At 61.5% G+C, this 21,546-nt stretch carries 17 protein-coding genes and 3 tRNA genes; 2 read left to right on the top strand and 18 right to left on the bottom strand.

What is annotated here, in order from left to right; all coding sequences use genetic code 11:
- Window positions 1–151: 151 nt before the first annotated feature.
- From PSUB009319_RS11295 to PSUB009319_RS11240, 12 genes are all read right to left on the bottom strand, one after another.
- Window positions 152–228: transfer RNA gene (locus PSUB009319_RS11295), tRNA-Asp, on the bottom strand.
- A gap of 44 nt (window positions 229–272) precedes the next feature.
- Window positions 273–348 (bottom strand) — tRNA-Val (locus tag PSUB009319_RS11290).
- Window positions 349–415: 67 nt separating this feature from the next.
- Window positions 416–688, bottom strand: coding sequence for an HU family DNA-binding protein (locus PSUB009319_RS11285; protein WP_124382441.1), 273 nt, complete (start codon window positions 686–688; stop codon window positions 416–418).
- 159 nt (window positions 689–847) lie between these two features.
- Complete coding sequence (gene lon / locus PSUB009319_RS11280) at window positions 848–3,262, bottom strand: endopeptidase La (protein WP_124382317.1); 2,415 nt, start codon at window positions 3,260–3,262, stop codon at window positions 848–850.
- A gap of 169 nt (window positions 3,263–3,431) precedes the next feature.
- Window positions 3,432–4,706, bottom strand: a complete 1,275-nt coding sequence (gene clpX / locus PSUB009319_RS11275) for an ATP-dependent Clp protease ATP-binding subunit ClpX (RefSeq protein ID WP_124382316.1) — start codon at window positions 4,704–4,706, stop codon at window positions 3,432–3,434.
- 194 nt (window positions 4,707–4,900) lie between these two features.
- Complete coding sequence (gene clpP / locus PSUB009319_RS11270; RefSeq protein ID WP_124382315.1) at window positions 4,901–5,548, bottom strand: ATP-dependent Clp endopeptidase proteolytic subunit ClpP; 648 nt, start codon at window positions 5,546–5,548, stop codon at window positions 4,901–4,903.
- Window positions 5,549–5,582: 34 nt separating this feature from the next.
- The gene (gene tig / locus PSUB009319_RS11265) at window positions 5,583–6,926 is read right to left on the bottom strand and encodes a trigger factor (protein ID WP_124382314.1); all 1,344 of its coding nucleotides are present in this window, start codon (window positions 6,924–6,926) and stop codon (window positions 5,583–5,585) included.
- Between the two features lie 244 nt (window positions 6,927–7,170).
- Entirely contained in the window at window positions 7,171–9,189 is a 2,019-nt protein-coding gene (mnmC, locus tag PSUB009319_RS11260; protein ID WP_124382313.1) for a bifunctional tRNA (5-methylaminomethyl-2-thiouridine)(34)-methyltransferase MnmD/FAD-dependent 5-carboxymethylaminomethyl-2-thiouridine(34) oxidoreductase MnmC, read from the bottom strand.
- A gap of 483 nt (window positions 9,190–9,672) precedes the next feature.
- On the bottom strand, window positions 9,673–9,867 hold the full coding sequence (locus PSUB009319_RS11255; protein ID WP_124382312.1) for a hypothetical protein: 195 nt from the start codon (window positions 9,865–9,867) through the stop codon (window positions 9,673–9,675).
- Window positions 9,868–9,966: 99 nt separating this feature from the next.
- Window positions 9,967–11,373, bottom strand: a complete 1,407-nt coding sequence (locus PSUB009319_RS11250; RefSeq protein ID WP_124382311.1) for an MFS transporter — start codon at window positions 11,371–11,373, stop codon at window positions 9,967–9,969.
- An 81-nt stretch (window positions 11,374–11,454) separates the two neighbouring features.
- Window positions 11,455–12,642 (bottom strand): CaiB/BaiF CoA-transferase family protein, encoded by a 1,188-nt coding sequence (locus PSUB009319_RS11245; RefSeq protein ID WP_124382310.1) that lies wholly within the window; start codon window positions 12,640–12,642, stop codon window positions 11,455–11,457.
- A complete protein-coding gene (locus tag PSUB009319_RS11240; RefSeq protein ID WP_124382309.1) occupies window positions 12,639–14,402 on the bottom strand; it encodes an acyl-CoA dehydrogenase family protein in 1,764 nt (587 codons plus the stop codon). The genes PSUB009319_RS11245 and PSUB009319_RS11240 overlap by 4 nt, the downstream gene beginning before the upstream one ends.
- Window positions 14,403–14,519: 117 nt before the next feature.
- Here PSUB009319_RS11240 and PSUB009319_RS11235 point away from each other — a divergent pair, with 117 nt between their 5' ends.
- Window positions 14,520–15,416, top strand: coding sequence for a LysR family transcriptional regulator (locus PSUB009319_RS11235; protein WP_124382308.1), 897 nt, complete (start codon window positions 14,520–14,522; stop codon window positions 15,414–15,416).
- 23 nt (window positions 15,417–15,439) lie between these two features.
- Here PSUB009319_RS11235 and PSUB009319_RS22895 read toward each other — a convergent pair whose 3' ends face one another.
- The 5 genes from PSUB009319_RS22895 to cyoA all read right to left on the bottom strand — a co-directional run bounded on the left by PSUB009319_RS22895 (window position 15,440) and on the right by cyoA (window position 19,846).
- Window positions 15,440–15,595, bottom strand: a complete 156-nt coding sequence (locus PSUB009319_RS22895; RefSeq protein WP_185453458.1) for a hypothetical protein — start codon at window positions 15,593–15,595, stop codon at window positions 15,440–15,442.
- 14 nt (window positions 15,596–15,609) lie between these two features.
- Window positions 15,610–16,038 (bottom strand): cytochrome o ubiquinol oxidase subunit IV, encoded by a 429-nt coding sequence (gene cyoD, locus PSUB009319_RS11230; protein WP_124382307.1) that lies wholly within the window; start codon window positions 16,036–16,038, stop codon window positions 15,610–15,612.
- Window positions 16,035–16,700: a cytochrome o ubiquinol oxidase subunit III gene (gene cyoC / locus PSUB009319_RS11225; protein WP_185453449.1), complete on the bottom strand. Its 666-nt coding sequence runs from the start codon at window positions 16,698–16,700 to the stop codon at window positions 16,035–16,037. Before cyoC ends, cyoD begins: the two co-directional genes overlap by 4 nt.
- Window positions 16,693–18,696: a cytochrome o ubiquinol oxidase subunit I gene (gene cyoB / locus PSUB009319_RS11220; RefSeq protein ID WP_124382306.1), complete on the bottom strand. Its 2,004-nt coding sequence runs from the start codon at window positions 18,694–18,696 to the stop codon at window positions 16,693–16,695. The genes cyoC and cyoB overlap by 8 nt, the downstream gene beginning before the upstream one ends.
- Window positions 18,697–18,793: 97 nt before the next feature.
- The gene (gene cyoA, locus PSUB009319_RS11215) at window positions 18,794–19,846 is read right to left on the bottom strand and encodes a ubiquinol oxidase subunit II (RefSeq protein ID WP_124382305.1); all 1,053 of its coding nucleotides are present in this window, start codon (window positions 19,844–19,846) and stop codon (window positions 18,794–18,796) included.
- 155 nt (window positions 19,847–20,001) lie between these two features.
- Here cyoA and PSUB009319_RS11210 point away from each other — a divergent pair, with 155 nt between their 5' ends.
- The gene (locus PSUB009319_RS11210) at window positions 20,002–21,321 is read left to right on the top strand and encodes an MFS transporter (protein WP_124382304.1); all 1,320 of its coding nucleotides are present in this window, start codon (window positions 20,002–20,004) and stop codon (window positions 21,319–21,321) included.
- Window positions 21,322–21,356: 35 nt separating this feature from the next.
- On the opposite strand, the gene PSUB009319_RS11205 is transcribed toward PSUB009319_RS11210, so the two are convergent.
- Window positions 21,357–21,443 (bottom strand) — tRNA-Leu (locus tag PSUB009319_RS11205).
- Window positions 21,444–21,546 lie beyond the last annotated feature (103 nt).

The following is a 21,546-nucleotide window of genomic DNA, read 5'->3' as shown; positions in this document are numbered from 1 at the left end:
CGGGGGTGAATGGAAGATGGAAAATCGAGCGATTCTATCAGGTGCCGCCGGCATTCCGGGCAATCGCGGCGCGGCGATCAGGCACAACCTGCAACGCACCTGACGCGGAAAAGACAAAGGCCCGAACGAATCGGGCCTTTGTACAAGATGCTGGCGGAGCGGACGGGACTCGAACCCGCGACCCCCGGCGTGACAGGCCGGTATTCTAACCGACTGAACTACCGCTCCAGATTGGGTCGGACCACCCGACACGTGAGCGGCAATACGAACGATGGTGGGTGCTGAGAGGCTCGAACTCCCGACCCGCGCCTTGTAAGGGCGCTGCTCTACCAACTGAGCTAAGCACCCGTTCGTACTGCCGGTGTGAGCCGGACTGTCCGGCGCTCGCGTTGTCACTCACGAGCACCAAAGCCCGCTAGTTTAGCGCATCTTTTAGCGCTTTGCCAGGTTTGAATTTCGCGACCTTGCCGCCTTCGATCGTGATGGCGGCACCAGTGCGCGGGTTGCGCCCATTGCGCGAAGATCGCTTGCCGACCAGGAACGTGCCGAAGCCGACCAGCGTGACCGACCCTCCATCGCACAACGCATCTTTGATGCCGTCGAGCAGCGCGTCGATGGCACGCCCAGCTGCGGCTTTTGACATGTCAGTTTGCGTTGCCACATGGTCGATGAGATCTGTTTTGTTCATCGTGCCCACCTCCCCGAACACCCGCTCAATGTGGATTCATTAAAGTGGCCGACAATCGACGTGTCAAGGCGAAGAACTGCGTGCCGCAGCTCATAGCCTGCGCAAAGAAAAAGGGCCCGAACACGTCGGGCCCTTCTTCAACCTTTGCAGGCTGCGCTGTCAGTGATGCACCATTTCCTGCGACTTGCCGTCATCGCCCTTGGCGGGTGCCGGCTTGGCTTCCTCTTCCGGCAGCGGTTCAGGCTTGCGCACCAGCGCGAGTTCCAGCACCTTGTCGATCCAGCGCACCGGCTGGATCTCGATGCTGTTCTTCACGTTGTCCGGAATGTCCGCCAAGTCCTTGACGTTCTCCTCCGGAATCAGGGCCAGCTTAATGCCACCGCGGTGTGCGGCCAGAAGCTTTTCCTTCAGGCCACCGATCGGCAGCACTTCGCCGCGCAAGGTGATTTCGCCAGTCATCGCTACATCTGCTCGCACCGGAATGCCGGTCAACACCGACACCAGCGCCGTCGTCATCGCAATACCTGCCGACGGGCCGTCCTTGGGCGTAGCGCCTTCGGGCACGTGGATGTGGATGTCGCGCTTCTCGAACATCTCGTCTTTGATCCCCAGACGAGCCGAACGCGAGCGCACCACCGAGCGAGCCGCCTCGACCGATTCCTTCATCACGTCGCCCAGGGAACCCGTGCGGGTGATGTTGCCCTTGCCCGGCATCAGCGCGGCTTCGATGGTCAGCAGATCGCCACCAACTTCCGTCCATGCCAAACCGGTCACTTGGCCAACTTGGTCTTCCTTGCCAGCCAGACCAAAGTCGAAGCGACGCACGCCAAGGAATTTGTCCAGGTTGTCAGAATCCACGCTCACGGACGTACTGGCTTCCTTCTTCAGCAGCAGTTGCTTGACGACCTTGCGGCAGATCTTCGAGACCTCGCGCTCCAGCGAACGCACACCGGCTTCCCGTGTGTAGTAGCGAATGATGTCGCGCAGCGCGCCTTCGGTCACATCGATCTCACCCTCCTTCAGACCATTGTTCTTGATTTGCTTGGGCAGCAAATAGCGGCGGGCGATGTTGATCTTCTCGTCTTCTGTGTAACCCGACAGGCGAATCACTTCCATCCGGTCAAGCAACGGTGCCGGAATGTTCAGCGAATTCGACGTCGCCACAAACATCACGTCCGACAAGTCGAAGTCCACTTCGATGTAGTGGTCCTGGAACGTGTGGTTCTGCTCCGGGTCCAGCACCTCGAGCAGCGCCGACGAAGGATCGCCACGGAAATCCGCACCCATCTTGTCGATCTCATCGAGCAGGAACAGCGGGTTGCGCACGCCAACCTTGGTCAGGCTCTGCAGAATCTTGCCCGGCATCGACCCGATGTACGTGCGACGATGACCGCGGATTTCGGCCTCGTCACGCACGCCGCCCAGCGCCATGCGCACGAACTTGCGGTTCGTCGCACGCGCCACCGATTGCCCGAGTGAAGTTTTACCCACACCCGGCGGCCCCACCAGACACAGGATCGGGGCCTTGAGTTTGTCCACGCGCTGTTGCACCGCGAGATACTCAAGAATGCGTTCCTTGACCTTTTCCAGGCCATAGTGATCGGTGTCCAACACCTGCTCAGCATTCGACAGGTCGTTGTTGACCTTGCTCTTCTTGCGCCACGGCAGGCCCACAAGCGTGTCGATGTAGTTGCGCACGACCGTTGCCTCTGCAGACATCGGCGACATCAGCTTGAGCTTCTTGAATTCGGACTCGGCCTTTTTCTTGGCCTCCTTGGGCATGCGGGCAGCCTTGATCTTCTTGTCCAGCTCTTCGAGATCAGCGCCTTCTTCGCCTTCGCCCAGTTCTTTCTGGATGGCCTTGACCTGCTCGTTCAGGTAGTACTCGCGCTGGCTCTTCTCCATCTGGCGCTTGACGCGGCCGCGGATGCGCTTTTCCACCTGCAGGATGTCGATCTCGCCTTCCAACTGCGACAGCAAGCTCTCCAGACGTTCAGTCACATTGAACATCTCGAGAATCTTCTGCTTCTGCTCGAGCTTGATCGGCAGATGCGCGGCGATGGTGTCAGCCAGACGCCCCGGCTCATCGATGCCCGACAATGAGGTCAGGATCTCGGGCGGAATCTTCTTGTTCAGCTTCACGTACTGATCGAACTGCGACACGATGGCGCGTCGCAGCGCCTCGGTCTCAGCCGATTCAGTGGGTTCAGGGCCGACGGGCACGGCTTCGCAGAAGAAATGCGATTCGTCGTCGGTCACGGTCAGGATGTTGGCTCGTTGCGTGCCCTCGACCAGCACCTTCACGGTGCCGTCCGGCAGCTTCAGCATCTGCAGGATGTTGGCAATACAACCGACTTCGTAAAGGTCCTTGTCGGTCGGCTCGTCCTTGGCAGCCGTTTTTTGCGCCACGAGCATGATGCTCTTGCCCGCTTCCATTGCGGCTTCCAGCGCCTTGATGGACTTGGGGCGCCCCACGAACAGCGGAATCACCATGTGCGGAAACACCACCACGTCACGCAACGGCAACAGCGGCAGGCGAATCTGCTCGGCGGGTAAAAGTTGGGTTCCGGACATTATTTTCCCCAGAAAGTCATGTAAGGGCTAAATTGGGCACAGCGACGGTTTTACAAGACCGTTGCTGCAAGTCGCATGCCGACCCGGTTTCCCGAAGCAAAAAAGCCGCTCGCGAGCGAACGGCTTCCTGCATGGGACGCATACGGCGCATCCCGGCCGGACATTCGCGTCAGTTGGAACCTGCAACCTTGGGTTGCTCTTCGTAAATCAGCAAGGGTTTGCCGTCGTCAGAGATCGTACTTTCATCGATCACCACTTTTTGCACACCTTTGTGGTTGGGGAGGTCATACATCACATCCATCAACGCGTGCTCGACGATGGAGCGCAGACCGCGCGCCCCCGTCTTGCGCTTGATCGCCTTGCGGGCGATTGCCGTCAACGCACTCGGACGAATTTCCAACTCCACCCCTTCCATTGCCAGCAGCTTCTGGTACTGCTTGACGATTGCATTCTTGGGCTCGACCAGGATTTCCATCAGGGCGGCTTCGTCGAGCTTGGCCAGCGTCGCCACCACGGGCAGACGGCCGATCAGCTCGGGAATCAGACCAAACTTGATAAGGTCTTCCGGCTCCACTTGGGGCAGCACTTCGCTAACGTCGCGTTCTTCCTTGCTCTGCACCTCTGCGCCAAAACCGATACCTGTCTTGTCGGAGCGCTGCATGATGATCTTTTCCAGACCATCAAACGCCCCGCCGCAAATGAACAGGATATTGGTGGTGTCGACTTGCAGGAAGTCCTGGTTCGGATGCTTGCGACCACCTTGCGGCGGCACCGACGCCATCGTTCCTTCGACCAGTTTGAGCAGAGCTTGCTGCACGCCCTCTCCAGAAACGTCGCGGGTGATGGAGGGGTTGTCAGACTTGCGCGAAATCTTGTCGATCTCGTCGATGTAGACGATGCCGCGCTGGGCCTTGTCCACTTCGTAATTGCAGTTCTGCAGCAGCTTCTGGATGATGTTTTCGACATCTTCGCCCACGTAACCGGCTTCGGTCAGCGTGGTGGCGTCAGCGATGACGAATGGCACGTTCAGCAGACGCGCCAGCGTTTGTGCAAGCAAGGTCTTGCCCGAGCCAGTCGGCCCGATGAGCAGGATGTTGCTCTTGGACAGCTCGACATCGTCCTTCTTGCCGAGGTGCTTCAAACGCTTGTAATGGTTGTAGACCGCCACCGCCAGAATTTTCTTGGCCTGCTCCTGACCGATCACATATTGGTCGAGGCTTTGGCGAATCTCATGCGGCGTCGGCAGATCAGACTTGACCGCCAGACCACCTTCCTTTTCGGAAATGGCGGCTTCGTCCCGGATGATCTCGTTGCACAGGTCGATACATTCATCGCAGATGAAGACCGAGGGGCCGGCAATCAGTTTCTTGACCTCATGCTGGCTCTTGCCGCAAAACGAGCAGTACAGCAGCTTTTCGCCAGTGGAGCCTTTCTTGTCCGCCATAACGATTACCAGTAGTTCTTGGCAGCATCATACGCCAAATTATCTGGCGACGATCCGCGGGTGTTGTTCAAAGCAAAAACGAGGCGCGAAGCCTCGTTTTTGACACCGCCTGAGATGTTTGGTGCGGTTAACCGGTGCCGCAAAACGCACCGGAGCACCGGCTACCGCGCACATCGGCGCATGACTTCGACACTTCAGCGCTTGGCGATGACCTGGTCGATCAGGCCGTATTCCTTGGCCTGATCGCTGCTCATGAAGTTGTCGCGATCAGTGTCGCGGGCAATCTTGTCGACCGGCTGGCCGGTCGCCTCCGAAAGCACCGTATTCAGACGCTCGCGCAGGTACAGAATTTCGCGCGCCTGGATCTCGATATCCGAAGCCTGGCCACGCGCACCGCCCAGCGGCTGATGAATCATGATGCGCGAGTTTGGCAGCGCGAGACGCTTGCCCTTCGCGCCGGCTGCCAGCAGGAACGCGCCCATGCTGGCGGCCATGCCCATGCACAGAGTCGATACATCCGGCTTGATGAACTGCATCGTGTCGTACATCGCCAGACCGGACGATACCGAGCCGCCCGGCGAATTGATGTACAGCGAGATGTCCTTGTCGGGATTCTCGCTCTCCAGGAACAGAAGTTGTGCCACCACAAGGTTGGCAGTCTGGTCGTTGACCTCGCCCACCATGAAAATCACTCGCTCCTTGAGCAGGCGCGAATAGATATCGTAGGCGCGTTCGCCGCGGCCAGACTGTTCGACCACCATCGGCACCAGACCGAGCCCTTGCGTTTCGAGCGCAGAAGCCTGGGTGCGGGCAAGTTGGTCGATCAGTTCATTGCGGATCATGCGGTTCTCCGGTGCTTGACTTCAGCGGGTCAAATCAGCCTTGGGCCGGGGTGGCGGTCAACTCTTCGAACGATACGGCCTTGTCGGTAACCTTGGCCTTGTCGCACACAAAATTTACCACGTTGTTTTCGAGCACGTAGGCTTCCATTTCAGCCAGGCGCTGTTGGTCACCGTAGTACCAGCGGATGACTTCCTTCGGGTCTTCGTAGCTCTTGGCGAACTCTTCGATCTCGGCCTTGATCTGCTCCGGCTTGGCTTCCAGGCTGTTGGCCTTGACGACTTCAGCCAGCACCAGCCCCAGCTTCACGCGGCGCTCGGCTTGCTGCGTGAACATCTCGGCCGGGATCGGCATGTTCTTGGCATTCGGCATGCCGCGCGATTCCAGGTCACGACGGGCCATTTCAACCAGGCGCTCTTGGTCTTGTTCGACCAGCGACTTCGGCACGTCCAGCTCAGCCACTTTCAGCAGCGCGTCCATGACTTGGTCTTTGAGCAGCGCGTGCGTGCGGCGCTTGACTTCGCGCTCAAGATTTTCGCGGATGTCACCGCGCATCTTGTCGAGGTTGCCGTCGGCAATGCCCAGCGATTGCGCGAAGGCTTCGTTGACTTCCGGCAGGTGTGCCCACTCGACTTGCTTGAGCGTAACGGTGAATTCAGCCGTCTTACCAGCCACGTCCTTACCGTGGTAGTCCTCGGGGAACGCCAGCGGGAATTTCTTCGACTCGCCTTGCTTCAAGCCCAGCGTGGCTTGCTCGAATTCGGGCAGCATGCGGCCTTCGCCCAGCACGAAGCTGAAACCCTCTGCCTTGCCACCGGCAAACTCCACGCCGTCGATCGTGCCGACGAAGTCAACCGTCACGCGGTCGCCATCTTGTGCAACAGCCGCGCCGCCATCGCCGTGCTCACCGGCTTCGCCGCGCGGGTGGTAGTGCACGCGTTGCTTGCGCAGGATGTCGAGGGTCTTGTCGATTTCGGCGTCGGTGATTTCAGTCTTGGTGCGGGTCAGTTCTGCGCCGGCCAGATCGCCCAGCTTGACTTCCGGATACACCTCGAAGGTGGCATCGAATGCGACCTGGTCATCGGCCACGCCTTCGGTCTTCAGTTCAAAGCGCGGTTGACCGGCAACCTTCACGCCTTGTTCATTGGTGATGTCGAAGAACTGACGGGCAGCCTTGTCGAAGCGAACTTCGTATTCGACCTGCTGGCCGTATTGCTTTTCGACCATCTTCATCGGGACCTTGCCCGGGCGGAAGCCGGACATCTTGACGGTCTTGGACAAACGCGCCAGACGGCTTTGCTTCTCTTGCTCCACTTCGGCCTTCGGGACAGCCAGGGTCACTTTGCGATCAAGCTTGCCGAGGTTTTCGATAGTCGACATGGTTGTAATTCCAGATTCAGAAGATGGTTGCGTCGAACGGCGCAGCGCCAGCAGCAGCCGTGGTTCAAAGTTCTTGGTCTTGCCGGGCTTGCAGGAATGCGGCGCGAGGGCCGCTTGACTGCATTATGTGCGGCACAACGGGCGCGTTCAGGCTGGCAAACGCAAAACGCATATTATGGCATGGAACGTTCGCTGACCCTGATTTTTTGGGTCAGAACGCTTGGAAAACCCGTTAAACGGCACGCTAGTCCAGCGTGTCCGTAACCTCGTTTTCCGCAGGTGCGGCGTCCTGCGCCTGCCTGCGTCCGTGCTGCAGTGCGCGCAGGATAAAGCGGCCGGGATCAAGCGCCGTAGCCAGATCGGATTCCAGCGGCAGCGGACCGCCATCGATCTGTGCCGCCAGCAGTTCCGCGCCCAGCACAGACCACGTGAGACCGCGCGAGCCATACGCAAGTGCGGCATACAACCCGGCGAGGCGAGGCAGTTGCGCGTGCGGCCCGCGCAAACGAAAGCCGGGCGCCATGGCCGCCGCCTCATCCGCCAACGGGCCGATCAACGGCAACCGATTGGCAGAGACGCAGCGCACGCCGACATAGCCATGCAGTTGTGAGGGGTCCAGCTTGGTCAGCGCCGCTGATTGGTGCGGCTGCAGCTTGGCCAGCCGCCCGAGATTGGCCGCGTGATCAGCGATACGCTCGGCCAGCTCGGATTCGCCCGGTTGGAAGGAGGATCCCGTGCGTACTGTTTGCGCACCCGGCTCTGCCGGTAGCAGATAGCCATCGCCACAGACGACGGCGTTGGGCCAGGCGGCACCCGCCTCCAAGCTGGTGACGGGCACATCCGTGAGTTGACCGCGCACCGGTTTGAGCGACGCGGACTTCAGCGGTGCGAGACGTGCCGCGCCAACACTGTTGGCGAGAACAACGACCGGCGCGCTCGCAATGAGGCCACCCCGCGCATCTAGGGCCTGCCATTGATCGCCGTCTTGGCGCAGTGATTCAACGTGTGTGTTCCAGCGTGCGTCGATTGCCGCGCCTGCGGCAGCCAGATTGGCACGACAGACATCGGGCAGCGCGACCCAGCCGGCCTGCGCAAACCACAAGCCGCCCTGTGGCACGCGGGCGCCGACGCGTTCAGCGGCCTGCTCAGCATTGAGCCAATCGACGTAATCCGTGGGGTAACCAAGCGCTTGCACGACGCGCTGCTGATCGATGGCATCGTCAGCGTGTTCGGCGAGTTGCAGCACGCCCGTAGGCCGGAAGCCCGTGGTGATACCAGCGCGGTCGAGTGCGCTCCAATGACAGCGCGCCAGCAAGTTGCCGGCGCGTGAAAGGCGAGAGAGAACGCTGTCATCGATGGACACGTGCGGATGCATAGCCGCTGCGCGATGCGCTGATGTACCGCACGCGGGGCCGTCGTTTGCGTCAATGAGCGTGATGCGCCAGCCGCGCGACGCGAGTCGCTCCGCGACGGAACAGCCTGCGAGCCCCGCGCCAAGCACGATGGCGTGGCGCTCGCTCCAGACCGGCGCTTCAGCCGGCCCACGCCGCGTGCGCCAATACGTCGGAAACCGGGCGATGGTCATGTCGCGCTTGGTGCCGAAGCCGGGCGCCTTGTGGGCCTCGAAGCCGGCCTCCTGCAACCCGCGCCGCACGAAGCCTGCTGCCGTGTATGTGGCCAGCGTGGCGCCTGCGCGGGCTACGCGAGCAAGCTGCTTGAACACGCGCGGCTGCCATAGATCCGGATTCTTGGCGGGCGAGAAACCGTCGAGATAAAACGCGTCGGCCGCGCAGGACAACTGCGGCAGCATCTCCGTCGCATCACCGAACAGCAGCGTAAGCGTAACGCGGCCACCTTCGAACACAAGGCGATGCACGCCTGGCACCGGCACAGGCCATGACTGACGCAGCGTCTCGGCCAGCGGTGCCAGTGCGCCGCTTCTCGGATGCACGATCGACAAGCCCGCGCGATCGAACGGATGCTTCTCGATAGAGACAAAATCGAGCCGTGCGCAACGCTGCGGATCGTCACGCCATGCAGCCCACGTTGCCAGGAAATTCAGCCCCTGGCCGAAGCCGGTTTCAACAATGCTGAAGACGCGCTTGCCCCGCCAGGCACCCGGCAAGCCGTTGCCGGCCAGGAAAACGTGATTAGCCTGTGCCAGACCGCCTTCAGTGCTGTGATAGACGTCATCGTATTGCGCGGAAAACGGCGTGCCGTCCGACGTGAGTTGAGGCGTGGCGAGAGCGAGGCCGCGTGGCATGAAACACCCTGGGAAGAAGCGGCGAATTGTAACGCCGCCCTTCCCCTGCGCCTTGATCTGGCGCAGTCGTTTGCGGTTAGACATCGGCGACGGGCAGCGTGCCCATCGCGCGCCCATCGCGCGCCGGTAGCACGCGTGGAAACGCTGCATGCCGTCTTCAAGCGGTGAGTGATATGGACCGGGTTCCGATACACCACGCGCCATCAGCGCATGAAAGGCGCGCGCCCTGCGCCACGGAACCCGGTGACGACACAGCAGCCCTGTTGAGCGTTGCAGGCCAGTGCGCCCACGTCACGGTGCAAGCGCACGCCGATGAGTTGCGCGATGACATTCGGGCTCCCCGGAAATCAGCCGGACGTGCGCGCAGAACAGGCACACATCGCGCCCGTCAAAACGAAAATCATTCTCATCATGGGAAGAGGAAGCCTGCTCGCAAGCGAGGGAAAAAAGCGCCAAGAATCGGCGCGCAGCGGCAAGACGGGGTTAAGCCACATCGTCTGCAGACCTGCGCCGCCACGCCATGAGTGCCACCGCCAGCGCCGCCACCGACAGGCCGATTGCCAGACCGGTCAATCGCCCGGCGCGGCGCGCTTCTTCAGCCTGATGGCGTGCCTCGATGGCTTGGCGCACGGTTTCCCAGAAGGCTTCGCGGTGCTCGTTCTCGTCAAAGATAGACATGGCTCGCTTCCCCATTTTGTTGGCGTGCCTTGTCATCGTAGGGAAGGTGCGGCAGCAGTGCTACTGCACGTTTCGTGTAAGGCGGTTGGCCCGAACAGATCAGACAGTTGCTACCGGCTTTCCTAACGGGGCGGCGTGGGGTCGAGAGGCATCGGCGTCACCCTGCCCCAAGTCCATCGCGTCAGCACGCTCGGCGGTGGACAGCTCGTCTGCGCGATACCCGGTGCGGTTAAGCAGCACCAGCGTGCACGCCAGCGACACCAGCGCATACAGCGCCGATGACACTGCCACGCCCACGATATTGCCGCTGCTGTTGAGCATCCACTGTGCAAACACCGGCGTGCCACCGCCCACCACCAGCGAGCACAACTGATACGCCAGCGACAGCCCCGTGTAGCGGATGCGCGTCGGGAACACGCGCGCCAGAATGCCGCCAATGGCGCCGTAGAACATCGAATGCGGAATCGTCGCCAGGCACATGCCGACCAGCGCAATCCAATACACCTTGCTCTCGATGGCGAAGAACATTACCGGCATGAGCAGGAATTCAGGCAGCACCATCAGGCAGATCGCACGACGCATGTCCATGCGCGAGACCAGCCACGCACCCATTGGCTGCGTGATGAACTGCACCACCAGCGCAATCGCAATGATGCCGAGGAAGGTGTCCTGCGCATAGCCGAGTTCCTTCGTGGCCCACGCCAGCGCGAAGTTGCTCTTCAGATAGGTCACATGGATAAGCGGCAGCGTACCCGCACCCAGAAGCACAAGGCCCCAGTGGTCGCGCACCACGTCTTTAAGCGGCAGCTTGACGGTCTTTTTCTGCGCCAGCACGCGCTTCATGTCGTCGGATTCCTCCAGCTTCAGGCGGATGACCATGCCCACGATCACCAGCAGCGCCGACAGCAGGAACGGTACGCGCCAGCCCCAGAGCATGAACTGCGGCGTGGGCAATGCGCTCAACACAAAAAACACGACCGTCGCCAGCAGGTTGCCCGTGGGCGAGCCCTGCTGCGCAAAGGCGGAGTACAGAATGCTCTTGCGTTTGGGCGCGCTTTCGCTGGCGATCAGCACTGCCCCACCCCATTCGCCACCCACCGCAATGCCCTGGATCACGCGCAGCACCACCAGCCCCGTCGGCGCCCACAGGCCGATCTGCGCATAGCCTGGCAGCAGGCCGATGCCCATCGTCGCCAGGCCCATCAGGATGAGTGTGATGATCAGCGTGGTCTTCCGGCCGATCTTGTCGCCCAAATGGCCGAAGATGATCCCGCCGATAGGCCGCGCCGCAAAGCCGGCCCACAACGTGACAAACGACAGCAGCGTGGCGATGCCCGGGTCCAGCGTCTTGGAGAAGAACACCTTGCTGAAAACAAGCGCAGCGGCAAGGCCATAGATGTAAAAGTCGTACCACTCGATGGTGGTGCCAATGAAGGCGGCCACCGCGGCACGGCGCGGCTGCAGGTTCGCGACCTCGGCGGTCTGGGGCGCTGGCTGGTGATGCATTGTTGGTCTCCTTGGTGGTACTGCCGGTGTGGCGCTGCCTCTGTCGGGCCGTCTGCCTTGTTGTGATGAACCTGCTTCAGTTCATTTCAGAACGCCTGCCTCGAACAAGCGCTGCCGGGTCTGGGCATCAATGCCGAGCGAGGCCAGCACGGCATCGGTATCGGCGCCCAGCGCAGGCGGCGCATTGCGATATGTGGCTGGCGTGCGCGAAAGCTTGATCGGCGAGCCGGTGCCACGGTACTCACCCAGTTCGACCACCATCTGCCGGTGCAGCGTATGCGGATGGTGTGCCACCAGATCGACGCTCAGCACCGGCCCGCACGGTACGCCGCCGTGGATCAGGTCTTGCGCGAGCCTCTCGCAATCAAAGCGCACCAGTTGCACCTCCAGCGCCTGCTTGAGCTCCGGGCGATGCGCGCAGCGGCTGCGGTTGTCGGCAAAGCGCGCATCTTGCGCCAATTCCGCTGCGCCGATATGTGCACACAGCTTGGCGAACTGACGGTCATTGCCCACCGCCAGAAAGATCGGCGCAGTGCCAGTCTGATAGCTGTCATACGGCGCGATGTTCGGGTGCGCATTACCGCTGCGCTGCGGCACCTTGCCCGAACCGAAGTAGTTGGGCAGGTGCGGATGCAGCAGCGATACGCCGCAGTCGTACAGCGCAATGTCGATCGACTGCCCGCACCCGCTCTTTTCACGCTCGGCCAGCGCCAGCAGGATGCCCGCCAACGCATTGAGCCCCGTCACCATATCGACGATCGGCAGGCCAACACGCATGGGGCCGCCGTCGCGCTCGCCATTGACGCTCATCAGACCAGCCATGGCCTGGATGGCGGCGTCGTAGCCCGGCAGCCCACCCAGGGGGCCGTCCGGGCCGAAACCCGAGACAGCGCAATGGATGAGCCGCGGAAAGCGCGATTGCAGGTCGCGCCCGAAATCCATGCCCCAGCGGGCGAGTGTGCCGGGCTTGAAGTTCTCGACCAGCACATCGGCGTCTTCCAGCAGTTGCCAGAGCACGGCGCGGCCCTCGTCGCTCGACAGGTCGACCGAGATGCCGAACTTGTTGCGGTTCACGCCGTTGAAGTACCAGGCGGTATCGCTCTCGTCGAACGGCGGCCCCCAGGTGCGAGTTTCATCGCCATCGGGTGGTTCGAGCTTGATGACCTGCGCGCCATGATCGGCCAGCGCTTGCGTGCAATACGGGCCGCCGAGCACACGGCTCAGGTCAATGACTTTCAGGCCGTGCAGCGCGCCATTGACCGTGCTCATTGCACGTCTCCTGCGGGGAGCGCCTGCATGGCCAGCGCGAATGGCACCTCATGCTGCTTGACGAGCGCATCGAAGAGCAGCGCGTCTTCGTTCTCGGGCAAGGCCAGCGGATCAGCCGGCAACAGCTTGTGGCGCAGCACCAGATGCGCGAGCGCCAGACGGCGGTGATCCGGCGCCAGACGCGCGCCCTCCACTGCCATGAAGATCGCCGTGGTGATGTGGTACAGCGCGGAACCGGCCTGACGGACCAGTTGGTCGCTCCCCTCTTCGGCCACCTTGGCGATCGTGCGGCACACGCGGTCGAGCATGGCACGCAGCAGCGCGTCGCTGCGTGCCGCCAGCGTGACGCCATCGAGCAGGCCAAGCAGGTACACGCGCAGCGGTTCGAGCGCGCCTTCGCGCTTCACGGCTCGCGCAATGTCGAGCGCAACGATATTGCTCGTGCCCTCCCAAATGGAGCCCAGGTGCGCATCACGCACGAGGCGCGCATCGCTCCACTCTTCGATATAGCCGGTGCCGCCACGCACTTCCATCGCGTCGCCTGTCACGCGGCGCGCATCGCGGCACGCGCGGAACTTGATGAGCGGCGTCAGAATGCGCACGCATTTGGCGGCCTGCGCGTCGCCGGCATCGGCCAGCGGCAGCAGTTGTGCGATCTGCATGAACATCGAACGCGCTTGTTCGGTCGGCAGCAGCATTTTCAAGAGCTGGCGCTGCATCAGCGGCATGTCGATCAACTTGCGGCCAAAGGCTTCACGGTTGCGCGCGATGTGCAGCGCCTCGGTGGTCGCGCGGCGCATCAGCCCGGCGGCGCGTACGCCGTTCGAGAGGCGCGACATGTTGATCATGTCCGCCATCTGATGAAAGCCGCGGCCGATCTCGCCAATCAGGTAGGCGGTTGCACCTTCGAGGGCGATCTCGCCGCTGGCCATCGAGCGGGTGCCCAGCTTGTCCTTCAGGCGGACGATGCGGTAGTGGTTGCGCGAGCCGTCGCGCAGCGTCTTGGGCAACAAGAACAGCGCTAGGCCGTTGATACCCGATGGTGCACCGTCCGGGCGGGCGAGCACCATCGCCAGGTCGGCATCGGCGTTGGAGCAGAACCATTTGTCGCCGTAAAGCCGCCATGTTTGCGTGCCGTCGGGCGCAGTCTCCAGCGCGGCGCGCGTGGCGATGCGTGCAACGTCTGAGCCGGCGGCCTGCTCGGTCATGAACATCGCGCCCTGGTACAGCACGTCAAAATCACGCGACGCCAGCATCGGCAGATAGCGTGCCACCAGCGCAGGATCACCAAACTTGCGCAGCGTGCGCGTGAGCGAATCCGTCATGCTGACCGGGCAGCACAGGCCAAATTCGGCCTGCACGAACAGATACGTGAGTGCGTATTTGACCAGTGGCGGCGGGGCGTTGCCGACATGGCTCATCGATGCCAGACCCAGTTCAGCGTAGGCCACGCGCTCCATTGCAACGTAGTCGGGGTGTTTGTCGATACGCTGCAAGGCTTCGCCGCGGCGGGTGCGGTGGCGCAGTTGCGGCGGGTTGTGATCTGCGCTGATGGCCCAGGCGTCGAGTTCATCCGAAGCGCGCAAGCCGAGCGATTTGAGTTGAGGCTCCAGCTCACGATACTGCGCGTCGCCCAGATACAACCGCAGCAGGCGTGCGAAATCCGGATCGACGTGGAAGAAATTGATGCCCCGGCTGTCGGGAATGTTCTGGTGGCCGCCGAAATCGGTCGTAAGCGGCTCGCGGGCGATGTCGTTCATGCGGGTGGCCTCGCTGTCTCCTGTTTTGTCCGGCCAGCATAGGAACGCCATCGATAATCGTCCAATACAGGTTTTGTCCTGTACGATAAGCTGTCTTTATCAATGAACGGAACCGCCATGGACCTGAAGCAACTGCGCTATTTCGTTGCCGTGGCGGAAGAGCTTCACTTCGGGCGGGCTGCGCAGCGGCTGTTCATCTCGCAGCCCGCGCTGAGCTTTGACATCCGCAAGTTCGAAGATCAGTTGGGCGTGCAATTGCTCGCGCGCACCAGCAAGAGCGTGGCGCTCACCAACGCCGGCCAAGTACTGCTGGATGAGGCGCGCAAGCTGTTGCAGCAAGCCGCAGAGGTTGAGCGCATCACACAGCGCTCTGCGCATGGGTTGGCCGGGCGGTTGCGTGTCGGCTTCATCAACTCGATGCTGTATCGCGGCCTGCCGCGCGCGGTGGAACGCTTCGAGGCCGATCACCCGGCGGTGGAAATCATCCTGCGTGAGATGAACACCGGCGAGCAGGTCCAGGCGCTCCAGCGCCAGCAGATCGACCTCGGCTGCGCGTACTGGGGAACATTCCCCGCCGAAGTCGTTTCCACGCCGATCTTCTCCGAACCCTTTGTCGCCTGCCTACCCGCCAGCCACGCGCTGGCCCGCCGCAAAAGCCTGGAACTGGGTGCGCTCGCACACGAGCCGTTCATCCTCTTTCCGCGCACGGTGTCGCCGCACTATCACGATCTGATCATCGCGCTGTGTGTGGATGCCGGCTTCAGCCCGGTCATCCGCCACGAGACACGGCTGTGGCAAACGGTGGTGACGATGGTGGGGTTCGGCATGGGTGTGGCGCTGGTGCCCAAGACGCTGCAGCATGCGGGCGATGCGCGTGTCAGCTTCGTGCCGCTGGCCGGCGGCAGAAAAGAATCGCCCGTGCTGTCGTTGCGACGCGCGGGCGATGCAGAGCCGGTCGCGAGCCGCTTTCTCGAATACCTCGAAACGGCCGCGCGGGAGAACACCAAACCTTGACGGTTTGGCTTACAACACCTTGCTCAGGAAGACTCGGCTGGTACCGGGCGGGTCGCAAGACACCTCTCCAAACCGCCATAGCCAACGTGGTTGTCGTTAAAGTGGTTCAGGCCGTTGCCGATGATCTGGATTGATGCATCATCCGCCTCGTCGGTGACGATGATTTCTGGAACGTGCATGCGGGCGCTGAACGCTACTGCGCCCGGGCCGGCACGACGCCGGCGGCGGGCTGCGCCGGTGGCCGCATGTGCGGCATCATGTTCGCATTCAGGTGGTACATCACCCATAGCGAACCGCTGAGCGTGATGACAACCAGCACGAGCGTGAACATCAGCGACAACATGTTCCAGCCCCCCTCGGACTTGGCGTTCATGTGCAGGAAGTAAATCATGTGCACCACGATCTGCACGGCGCCAATCAGCAAGATCGCCACCGCCGTGGTTGACGATCTGTCGAACACGTTGCCCATCACAAGCCAGAACGGAATCGCCGTCAAAAAAACGGATAGCACGAAACCCGTCAGGTAGCCGCCCAGCGTGGCGTGCGGTCCGAGCTCTTCTTCATGGTGATGGGCGTCGTGGGTGTCACCGTGCCCGTTCATCGTTTGATCTTGCGCGCTCATGGCAGCGTTCCCATCAGATAGACGAAGGTAAAGACGCCGATCCAGACAACGTCCAGAAAGTGCCAGAACATCGACAGGCACATCAGTCGGCGTTTATTGGCCGTGATCAGCCCGTGCTTCGACACCTGCAGCATCAGCACGATCAACCAGATCAGGCCGAACGTCACGTGCAGCCCGTGCGTGCCGACCAGCGAGAAAAATGACGTCAGGAACGCGCTGCGCGTCGGGCCCGCGCCCTCATGGATCAAATGCGCAAACTCGTAGAGCTCCACTGCAAGAAACGCCGCGCCGAAGACCCAGGTGATGGCCAGCCAGATCTGCATGGCCAAGACTTTGTTCTGCTGCATCTGCAACATGGCAAAACCGTACGTGATGGACGACAGCAGCAGGAACGAGGTGTTCAGCGCCACCAGCGGCAGTTCGAACAGTTCCGCCCCGGTGGGCCCGCCCGCGTACTCGCGACCCAGCACACCATACGCGGCGAACAGGCACGCGAATATCAGGCAATCGCTCATCAGGTAAAGCCAGAACCCGAGCAGCGTGCCGTTTGGCACATGGGGTTCTTCGGTCAGATGAAACTGGTAGCCACCCGGCGGGATGTCGTCCACCGGGGTGGTACCGGTGGGGCCGGTCACATGCATGGGTGCGGTCGTTTCAGCCATGGCCTGCCATCAGTTGAGTGCGCGAGGCTTCGGTCCGGACCACATCTTCCGCCGGGATGTAGTAGTCGCGCTTGTAGTTGAAGGTGTGAATGATTGCCGAGAGGATGATGATCACGAACGATGTGATGGCCAGCCACCAGATATGCCAGATCAGCGCAAAGCCGCACAGCGTGGATAGCCCCGCCAGCACAATACCGGCTGCGGTGCCCTTTGGCATGTGAATAGGCTTGAAGCCATCAAGCGGGCGTCGATAGCCGTACTGCTTCATCTGCCACCAGGCATCGGCGTCATGCACGAGCGGCGTGAATGCGAAGTTGTACTGCGGCGGCGGTGACGAGGTTGACCATTCCAGCGTGCGGCCATTCCATGGATCACCGGTCGTGTCGCGCAGCTCCTCGCGGCGCCGGAAACTCACCACCAGTTGGATCAGGAAGCACGCAATGCCGATGGCGATCAGCAGCGCGCCGAATGCTGCAATCTGGAACCAGATCTGCAAGGACGGGTCATCAAAATGGTTCATGCGTCGGGTCACGCCCAGCATGCCCAGCCAGTACAGCGGCATGAACGCGAAATAAAAGCCGACAAACCAGAACCAGAACGATGCCTTGCCCCACGACGACACCAGACGATAACCAAACGCCTTGGGGAACCAGTACGTGATGCCTGCCATGAGGCCAAACAGCACGCCACCGATGATGACGTTATGAAAGTGTGCGATCAGGAACAGGCTGTTATGCAGTGAAAAATCTGCCGGCGGCACCGCCAGCAGCACGCCCGTCATGCCACCCACGACGAACGTGACCATGAATCCGACCGTCCACAGCATCGGCGGCTCGAAGCGGATCTTGCCGTGGTACATCGTGAACAGCCAGTTGAAGATTTTTGCGCCTGTCGGGATCGAGATGATCATCGTCGTGATCCCGAAGAACGAGTTGACACTTGCACCCGACCCCATCGTGAAAAAGTGATGGAGCCAGACCAGATACGACAGCACCGTGATCACCACCGTTGCGTAGACCATCGACGCATAGCCGAACAGACGCTTGCGGCAGAACGTGGCCACCACCTCCGAGAAGATGCCGAACGCGGGCAGCACCAGGATGTAGACCTCGGGGTGGCCCCAGATCCAGATCAGGTTCACATACATCATCGCGCTGCCGCCCTGCTCGACTGTAAAGAAATGGGTGCCGGCGTAGCGATCAAGCGCCAGCAGCGTGACGGCGGCCGTCAACACCGGAAAGGCTGCGACGATCAGCGCATTGGTGCACAGCGCCGTCCACGTGAAGATCGGCATGCGCATCAGCGTCATGCCTGGCGCACGCATCTTGACGATGGTCACCAGCAGATTGATGCCCGATAGCACGGTACCGACCCCCGCTATCTGCAATGCCCATATGTAGTAATCCACACCAACATCCGGACTCGCGAGGATGCCCGACAGTGGTGGATAGGCCAGCCAGCCGGTGCGCGCGAACTCACCCACGAACAACGACATCATCACCAGAATGGCCCCGCCCGTGGTCATCCAGAAACTGAAGTTGTTGAGGAAGGGGAACGCCACGTCGCGCGCGCCGATCTGCAGCGGCATGACGAAGTTCATGAGGCCCGTCACCAGCGGCATGGCAACGAAGAAGATCATGATCACGCCGTGCGCGGTAAATATCTGGTCATAGTGATGCGGCGGCAGGTAGCCAAGGTTGTCGCCAAACGCCACCGCCTGCTGTATGCGCATCATCACCGCGTCGGCAAAGCCGCGCAGCAACATCACGATGCCGAGCACGACGTACATGATGCCGATCTTCTTGTGGTCGATGCTCGTGAACCACTCACGCCAGAGGTAGCCCCAGAGGCGGAAGTAGGTCAGCGCGCCGACTACTACAAGGCCGCCAAGGGCGACGACCGCGAAGGTCGCAAGCAGGATCGGCTCGTGATACGGAATGGCCTCCCACGTCAGGCGGCCAAAGATCATGTTGGCGAGTTCGGAACGCTCGGGCATGGATGTCACCTGGCCTGTATTGACCAATTCTGGCCGATCAATGTTGGCGAAAAACGTCAAAGAGACTGAAAACGCTGAACGGGCTCGAAGCCGTGTACTACCGCAACAACCTTCGACCGTCGTTGATGGCCGCATCCGGCGCAAACATGGGCATGGCATCGGCCGTGTTGCTCGCGGTGCAGATTTCCGCCGACGGATCGAAGCGCCTCACGTTGCGATTACTCGCCATGGTGTCCGCCAGGCATGCCTGACCATCCACACAGCGGTTCAGGATGCGGTCGTAAAGGTCGGGAGACACGCTTGCGTAGCGTTGCACCGGCTCGCTCTCACTGGGCTTGGCCAACTTCAGGTAGGTGTCCTTCGACAGCGGCGTGCCCGAGGACTTGACCTGCTGAACCCATCGATCGAATTCTTCATTTGACAGGCCGTGGAACTTGAATCGCATGTGCGAGAAGCCCGCGCCGCTGTAGTTGGAGGAGAACCCGTCATAGACGCCGGGCCGGTTGATCACCGCATGAAGCTTGGTTTCCATGCCCGGCATCGCATAGACCATGCCTGCCAGCGACGGCACGAAGAACGCGTTCATAACCGTGGTAGCCGTAATCCGGAAGGCAATCGGGCGGTCGACCGGCGCAGCCAGCTCATTGACGGTGGCAATGCCTTGCTCGGGATAGACGAACAGCCACTTCCAGTCCATCGCCACCACTTCAACGGTGAGCGGCTTGGTCTGCGCGGGTACCGGGCGGCTTTGGTCCAGCCGCGTCAGCGGCCGATACGGATCGAGTTGATGGGTGCTGACCCAGGTGACGGCACCGAGCGTGATGATGATCAGCAGCGGCGCGGCCCAGATCGCCAGTTCCAGCACGGTGGAATGGTCCCAGTCGGGGTTGTAGTTCGCGTTTTCAGCGCTCTCCCGATATCGCCACGCAAACAGCAGCGTGAGAAAAATCACGGGCACGATGATCAGCAACATCAGGCACGTTGCAATGATGATCAGGTCCCGCTGCCGCACCGCCATATCGCCAGCCGGCGATAACAGCACGGCATTGCTACAACCTGCGAGGGTCACCAACAAGGCAATTGCTGCACCTCGCCAAAGCGACCTTCCCGTAACTCCAAGGGGTGTCACTATTGCATTGAAGCGTGGCATGGGTCTCGGAAGTGGCGTTTGGTTAACGTCGCGCTGGGGTGGCCCAACGATCTTTCGACTTGTCGTTGCAGTTTAGGCGCTATTCTGGTCTTGTGATGACGGACTTTTGATCGCCGTACGACACCCCTCCCCCGAATCTCGATGGAGACTCCACGATGGCAAGTCTGACCCACCAGCATCGCGCGTCGCCCACTGCGCCTCCGGCACCAGGACACCATGAAGTTGCACCGGCTGAGATCGCCACCGGCGTGGTGATCGGGCGGGCGTCGGAGTACTTCGATTTCTTCGTCTACGGCATCGCCTCGGTGCTGGTTTTCCCTACGGTCTACTTTCCGTTTGCCAGTGAGTTGGCCGGGCTGCTGTTCAGCTTTACGGTCTTTTCTTTTGCCTTTATCGGACGCCCATTCGGCACGGCGCTGTTCATGCGCATCCAGCGCCGATGGGGGCGCAGCACCAAGCTCACCGCATCGTTGTTCCTGCTCGGCACAGCCACCGTGGGCATTGCGTTCCTGCCGTCGTACGCGTCGATCGGACACGCGGCAATCTACCTGCTGGCGTTATTCCGTTTCATGCAAGGCATTGCGTTTGGCGGTTCGTGGGACGGCCTGCCGTCGCTGCTGGCATTGAACGCGCCCGAGAACAAGCGCGGCTGGTACGCCATGCTGGGGCAACTGGGCGCGCCAACCGGCTTCATCATCGCGGGTTCGCTGTTCCTGTTCCTCTACACCAGCCTGAGCTTTCAGGAATTCATCGACTGGGGCTGGCGCTATCCGTTTTACGTCGCCTTTGCCATTAACGTGGTGGCGCTGTTTGCGCGGCTGCGGCTGGTGGTCACGCACGAGTACACACAACTGCTCGAGGAAGAAGAGCTGGAGCCGATCAGCACCCTGCAGATGGTGAACGCTCAAGGTTTCAACATCTTCCTGGGGGCCTTTGCCGCGCTGGCCAGCTACGCGCTATTCCATCTGGTTACCGTGTTTCCGCTGTCCTGGGTGTCATTGCGCAAGACACAGAGCGTGTCAGCGGTGCTGACGGTCCAGATCGTCGGCGCAGCAATCGCGTTCATGGGCACGCTGATTTCCGGCTTGATTGCAGACCGCTTCGGCCGGCGCACCACATTGGCGGCCATGGCCGTATTGATCGGCATCTTTAGTCTGGCCGCGCCCTGGCTGCTCGATGGCGGTGTCGCGGGGCAAGACACCTTCATCCTGGTGGGCTTCGGTCTGCTGGGGCTGTCTTACGGACAGGCGGCCGGCGTGGTGACGTCCAATTTCGAGAGCCGGTTCCGCTATACAGGTGCGGCCTTGACAACCGATTTTGGCTGGCTGTTCGGCGCGGCGTTTGCGCCGCTGGTCGCACTGGGCCTGTCCTCGCTGTTCGGGCTCGGAGCCGTCAGCCTGTACCTGCTGTCAGGCGTGGTGGGCACGCTGGTAGCGTTGCGGATCAACAAAGCGCTCGGAACGCCGGATGCGTAATGCCGCTGCCTGGAGACACCTCGGAACGAGGTAAGTGGTGCGAGGGAGGGGACTCGAACCCCTACACCATTGCTGGCGTCAGGACCTAAACCTGGTGCGTCTACCAATTTCGCCACCCTCGCCGGATGGATCGCGGCGCCCCTTGGCAGGGGCGCCGGAAAGGAAGCCCGCGATTATATCCCAGTCGTTCGGGGGTTTCCATCCCCGCCGCGGCAGAAACTGTCG

This window comes from Ralstonia sp. SET104 (assembly GCF_003851545.1).
Classification (GTDB): domain Bacteria; phylum Pseudomonadota; class Gammaproteobacteria; order Burkholderiales; family Burkholderiaceae; genus Ralstonia.
Note: the sequence above shows the minus strand (reverse complement) of the source record. Positions and strands in the feature narration are given on the sequence as shown.